Annotated in this window: 5 protein-coding genes; 2 read left to right on the top strand and 3 right to left on the bottom strand. The window is 72.2% G+C overall.

Going from position 1 to position 5,303, the window contains the following annotated elements; genetic code table 11:
* Positions 1 to 367 precede the first annotated feature (367 nt).
* From MKK75_RS10145 to MKK75_RS10135, 3 genes are all read right to left on the bottom strand, one after another.
* Positions 368 to 574: a hypothetical protein gene (locus tag MKK75_RS10145; protein WP_244042464.1), complete on the bottom strand. Its 207-nt coding sequence runs from the start codon at positions 572 to 574 to the stop codon at positions 368 to 370.
* A 78-nt stretch (positions 575 to 652) separates the two neighbouring features.
* Positions 653 to 2,203, bottom strand: a complete 1,551-nt coding sequence (locus MKK75_RS10140) for an FAD-dependent oxidoreductase (RefSeq protein WP_244042463.1) — start codon at positions 2,201 to 2,203, stop codon at positions 653 to 655.
* A gap of 216 nt (positions 2,204 to 2,419) precedes the next feature.
* Positions 2,420 to 3,310 carry a DMT family transporter gene (locus MKK75_RS10135; protein WP_244042462.1) on the bottom strand — a complete coding sequence of 297 codons (891 nt, stop codon included), beginning with the start codon at positions 3,308 to 3,310 and terminating at the stop codon, positions 2,420 to 2,422.
* Positions 3,311 to 3,522: 212 nt separating this feature from the next.
* Here MKK75_RS10135 and MKK75_RS10130 point away from each other — a divergent pair, with 212 nt between their 5' ends.
* The gene (locus tag MKK75_RS10130) at positions 3,523 to 4,395 is read left to right on the top strand and encodes a YihY/virulence factor BrkB family protein (protein ID WP_244042465.1); all 873 of its coding nucleotides are present in this window, start codon (positions 3,523 to 3,525) and stop codon (positions 4,393 to 4,395) included.
* Entirely contained in the window at positions 4,374 to 5,246 is an 873-nt protein-coding gene (locus MKK75_RS10125) for an alpha/beta fold hydrolase (protein ID WP_244042461.1), read from the top strand. The genes MKK75_RS10130 and MKK75_RS10125 overlap by 22 nt, the downstream gene beginning before the upstream one ends.
* Positions 5,247 to 5,303 lie beyond the last annotated feature (57 nt).

Below are 5,303 nucleotides of genomic sequence, written 5' to 3'. Positions count from 1 at the left end.
GATTCCGGCTTCCGTTCTCAGGTAACGACATCTGCCAGACCCGCGCGTTTCCCTCCCCCCTCTGCGGGGGAGGGTGACCACTGCGTCAGCAGGCGTCGGGCGAGGGGGCTGCCGCTCCAGGCCAGTCTTCAGACAGTCACCGTGCCGGCCACGGATCCAGAAACTGGCGGCCCGTACCGCGACCCGCTTCAGGGATTACTCTACCGCATAGGGGGGGCAGGGAGACCAGCGGTACAGACAAGGGCGTCGTCCACCATGGAGGCTCGAAACAAGCCACAGGCCGGATTCACCTCCACCGACCCCATCCGGGGGCCACCCTCCCCCACAGAGGGGGGAGGGAGAGAAACGGCGCCGTTCGCCTACGACCTCAGTGCTTCTGCTCGCAGCGCGTCTTCACATAGGCGCCGTCCTCGCCCCGGAAACCGGAATTCGCGGCGAGCACCGGGCCCTGGATCAGGCATTCCTGAAGCGTGTGGGCCGGGCCGGTGACCACGTCGATGGCGGTCTCGCGCGAGCAGTCCGGGGCCTGGACCGAGGCGGCACAGATGAGGGCGACGACGAGGATCTGGTTCATGGGGCCTCTCGGAGCGGCCCGGCTTCTCGGACGGCGGGCACCAGCAAGCGAAAGGCGCGGGTGCCCGTCAGGGTTCCATTACGCCAGTGCGGCAAGGTCGGCACCGCCCTCGATCGCCTCCGGGCTCGGCACCCGGCCCTCGCCCAGGAGGTGCAGGAACGCCGTGAACGGCGCGTTGCGGCCAATGCTGCAGGCCGCCACCGCGCGGCCCTCCCGGACATAGTAGGCGATGAAATCAAGCGCCGCGGGGTCGCCCTGCAGGATGATCCGCTCGAAATCCGGTGCGTAGCCGCCGTAGTCGAGGCGCTTGTCGCCCTGGTTGCTCCAGAAGAACGGCGCGCCGGAGAAATCGCCCTGCGCCCCCAGGATCGCCCGGGCCACGTGGGTGCCGTGCTGCTGGGCGAGCCGCCAATGCTCGATCCGGGCTGTGACTCCGCTGCCGTGCTCCGGGAAGGCCGCGATGTCGCCCGCCACCCAGACGTTCTCGGCAAGCCGCAGGTCGGCCCCCACCGGAAGGCCGCCCTTCTCGTCCGGCTCGATGCCGGCGACGATCCCGGTCTCCGGTGCGGCCCCGGCGCCGATCAGCACGAGATCGGCCGGCAGGCTCTCGCCCGACTCGGTCTCCACCGACGCGACGCGACCGTCGCCGGCGATCCGGGCGACGCTGCCGGTCACGAAGGTCACGCCGTTGCCGGCATGGTAGCGCTTCAGCGCCGCGCCAACCTCGTCGCCGAACCGCTTGGCGAAGGGGATCGCCTCCCGGGACAGGACCGTCACCGACAGGCCGCGCTTGGTCAGGAAGGCGGCGGCCTCCAGGCCGATGAAGCCCGCGCCGACCACCACCACGCGCTTGGCCTGCCCGGCAGCATCGCTGAGCCGCACGGCGTCGTCGAGGCTGCGGAGCGTCATCACGCCGTCGAGGTCCTTACCCTCGAAATCCGGCACCACGGCGCGGCTGCCGGTGGCGATCAGCAGGGCGTCGCCGGTGAGCGAGCGCCCGTCCGCCAGCGTGACACGGCGGGCGGTGGGCTCGATCCGGGTGGCCTCGGCCTCGATCCGCTCGACGTGGTGGGCGGCGGAAAAGTCCGGCTCCAGCAGGGTCTTCTCCGGGGGCGTGGGTTTTGCCAGGAACTGCTTGGACAGCTTGGTCCGGTCGTAGGGCGGGTGTCCCTCGCGCCCGACCATGATGATCCGGCCCGCAAACCCCTCGCGGCGCAGGGTCGTCACGCAGGCGACCGCCGCCGCGCCGGTGCCGACGATCAGGACATGGGCGACAGGGGCATCCACGCGCCTGGCCGGGGCCAGCTCGGGGCTGAGCGTCGCCACCGCCTCGCCGCCCTCGATCCGGACGGGATAGCGGGTCAGCGCCTCCAGCGCCGGCGGCTCCTGCAGGCTGCCGTCGGACAGCGCGAAGGCCGCCTTGTGCCATGGGCAGTAGAGCCGGCCGCTGCAGATCTCGCCCTTGGCGAGCGGCGCGCCGAGATGCGGGCACTTGGCCTGGAAGGCGCGCACGCCGTCCGCGTCACGCACGAACAGAACCGCGTCGTCGCCCGCCTTGCCCTCGGCCTTGCCGCCGAGGGGGATGGCGTCGAGGGCGAGGCGGATCTCGCGGGGCTTGTCCTGATCCATCCGTGCCTCGCTCGGTGCCGGGGCCGTCGCGGCCCGCGCGCATCAAACCGCGAGGCCGCGAAGGGTTTCCGGGCCCTGCGGTCGCAGGCTCAGGTCATGGTTTCGAAAGGGCGAGCCCTTTCGCGGGTCCAGGGCGGAGCCCTGGTCAAGATCTCAGGGCTCCGCCCCGAGACCCCGCCTAAGGGCTCGCCCTTGGGGATCCCGGGTCAAAGGTTCTCAGCCCCGGCTCGCCACCGCGACCCCGAGGGCGGCCAGCGCCATCCCGGCGCCCTGGAGCGGCGTCAGCACCTCGCCGAACAGGAGGTAGCCGAGCACGGCCGCCACCGGCGGCACGAGGAAGAACAGGGCGGCGACACCGGCCACCGCCCCCCGCCGGATCAGCGCCAGCAGCAGCAGGATGCCGGCCACCGAGTTGATCAGGACCGCCCAGGCGAGCCCGAGCCAGACCGGCGCCACCGGCTCGAACCATGCGCGGCCGAAGGCGAGCGCCAGGGGGATCGCGCAGGCCATCCCGCCCACGAACTGGAGCGTCGCCCCGGCGAGCAGATCGACCCGGCCGCCGGTGCGCTTCTGCCAGAGGGTGCCCAGCGTCAGCGACAGGACCGCCAGGAAGCTCACCGCCAGCGCCAGCGGCGGGATCCCGGACGGGTCGGCGGCACCGATCTTCGGGGCCAGCACGAGGCCCGCCCCGGCGAAGCCCATCAGGATGCCGAGCGCCCGCCGGGGGCTGACCCGCTCGCCGAGCAGGGGCTGCGCCAGGAGCGCGGTCAGCAGCGGCTGGAGGCTGCCCACGAGGGCCGCGATCCCGGCCGGCAGGCCGCGGCTCACCGCCCAGAAGGTGCTCGACAGGTAGACGCCCTGCATCAGGAAGCCCGCCACGACGGGATCGCGCCAGCCCGCCCGGTCGGCCGGCCACCGCACGCGCGAGCCCAGCGCGATCCCCGCCATCACCAGGGCGACCGCGGTGAAGCGCACGGCCGTGAAGCCCAGCGGATCGGCGTGCGGCACCACGGCGCGCGCGGAGATGAAGCCGGTCGCCCAGATCGGCACGAACAGGGCCGGGAGGATGCCGGCCGCGCGGTTCGGGGGTCGTGAGGGTGTCAGCATAGCCGTATCTAAGGCGCATCCGGCCTGCGAGTCGCAACGGCGATGTCCGGAACGCCCGCGGGGGCGTGGCGCCGGCGCGTCACCGGTTCGTGTTCGGGACCGGATCGCGTCGTCCGCGTTGACGGGCCGGCCCCGGCACCGTTCATCGGGGTGCCGTTCCGCCAGAGGATCGTCAGGACACCGTGAAACCCCTCCGCAACGGATTGCAGGTCATGGGCTTGGCCGCGCAGCGCTTCGTCTCCCATGACGGCTGGGCGATCGCCAGCCACATCGCGCTCTCGACCCTGACGTCGCTGTTCCCGTTCCTGATCCTGCTGGCGGCCTTGGCGGGCCTGTTCGGCACGCAGTCGCTCGCCGACGAGGCGGGGGTGCTGATCTTCGACGCGTGGCCCCGGGAGATCGCCAAGCCGATCGTCGGTGAGGTCCACCGGGTGCTCACCGAGCAGCGCAGCGGGGTGCTGACCTTGGGCGCGCTGTTCGCCCTCTACTTCTCGTCCTCGGGGGTCGAGAGCCTGCGGGTCGGTCTGAACCGGGCCTACGGCCTGCGCGAGGGCCGGCCGTGGTGGCTGACCCGGCTCGAATCGATCGGCTACGTGATCTGCGGCGCCTTCGCGATGCTGGCCTTCGCGCTGCTCGTGGTGCTGGGCCCCCTGATCTGGCGCACCCTCGTGCTGGTGGCGCCGGGGCTGGAGCCCCTGAGCCTCACGGTGGCGATCGGGCGGATCGCCGTCACCGCGCTGCTGCTGGCCGTGATCCTGGTCATCGCCCACAAGTTCGTGGCGGCGGGGCGGCGCTCGATCCTGTCGGTGCTGCCGGGGATCGGGGTGACGCTGGTGCTGTGGTTCTTCGCGGGCCTCGGCTTCGGCTACTACCTCGACCGGTTCTCGAACGCCTACGCGTCGACCTACGGGGGTCTGGCCACCGCGATGGTGTTCCTGGTGTTCCTCTACTGGCTCGCCGCCATGTTCCTGTTCGGCGGCGAGATCAACGGCACGGTGATCGCCGCCCGCCGCAGCCGGTTGCAGGCGCGGATGCTGGCGCGCCGGGCCGAGATGGAGGGCAAATGGACGGGATCGAGCACCTGAGGATCCGCGCGAACGGGGCGGATCTGCACGTCGCGCGGCACGGCACGGGGGCGCCGCTGCTGCTGCTCCACGGCTGGCCGGAATTTTGGCTGACCTGGGAGCCCGTGATGGCGCGCTTGGCCTCCCGCCACACCCTGATCGCCCCGGACCTGCGCGGCTTCGGCGACAGCGACAAGCCGGCGGGTCCCTTCGGGCCGGCCGATCACGCCGCCGACATGGTGGCGCTCCTCGACGCCCTCGGGATCGCGCGGGCCGGCATCGTCGGCCACGACGTCGGCGGGGCGGTGATCCAGGCGCTCGCCCGGGCGCACCCGGAGCGCTGCGCCGGCCTCGTCCTGTTCGATTTCGTCTATCCGGGCATCGGCCTCCGCCTCGGGGCGCCGGACCGGCTCACCGAGATCTGGTACCAGTCCTTCAACCAGATGGATCTGGCGGTGCAGCTGGTCGGCGCCAGCCGCGAGAGCTGCGCCGCCTATATCGGCCACTTCCTGCGGCACTGGTCGCACCGGAAGGACGCGTTTGATCCGGTGCTCGACGCCTTCGTGGACGCCTACTGGAAGCCCGGAAACCTCGCGGGCGGCTTCGCGCATTACCGGGCGGCCCATGCCGGGCGGGTGGCGATGCTCAAGGGCGAGGCCCCGCCCCTGCCGCCGATCACGGTCCCGACCTGCGTGCGCTGGGCCGAGCACGACCCGATCTTCCCCTATGCCTGGACCGACCGCCTGGGCGAGACGTTTTCGGATCTCGATCTGGCGCCGTTCCCGGGCGTCGGGCACTTCCCGCACCGGGAGGATCCCGACCGGGCAGCGGAGGCGATCGCGGGGTTCTTCAAGCGGATCGGGTGGCGGTGAGGCGCCCCCCCCCCCCCCGGTCCGCAGGTCCCGGAGGCCCGGGAGCCGCGGTTCCGG

It is taken from the genome of Methylobacterium sp. J-030 (assembly GCF_022829545.1).
In the GTDB taxonomy this organism is placed as follows: Bacteria; Pseudomonadota; Alphaproteobacteria; order Rhizobiales; family Beijerinckiaceae; genus Methylobacterium.
The sequence above is the reverse complement of the archived record's forward strand: the minus strand, read 5'-3'. Positions and strand labels throughout refer to the sequence as shown.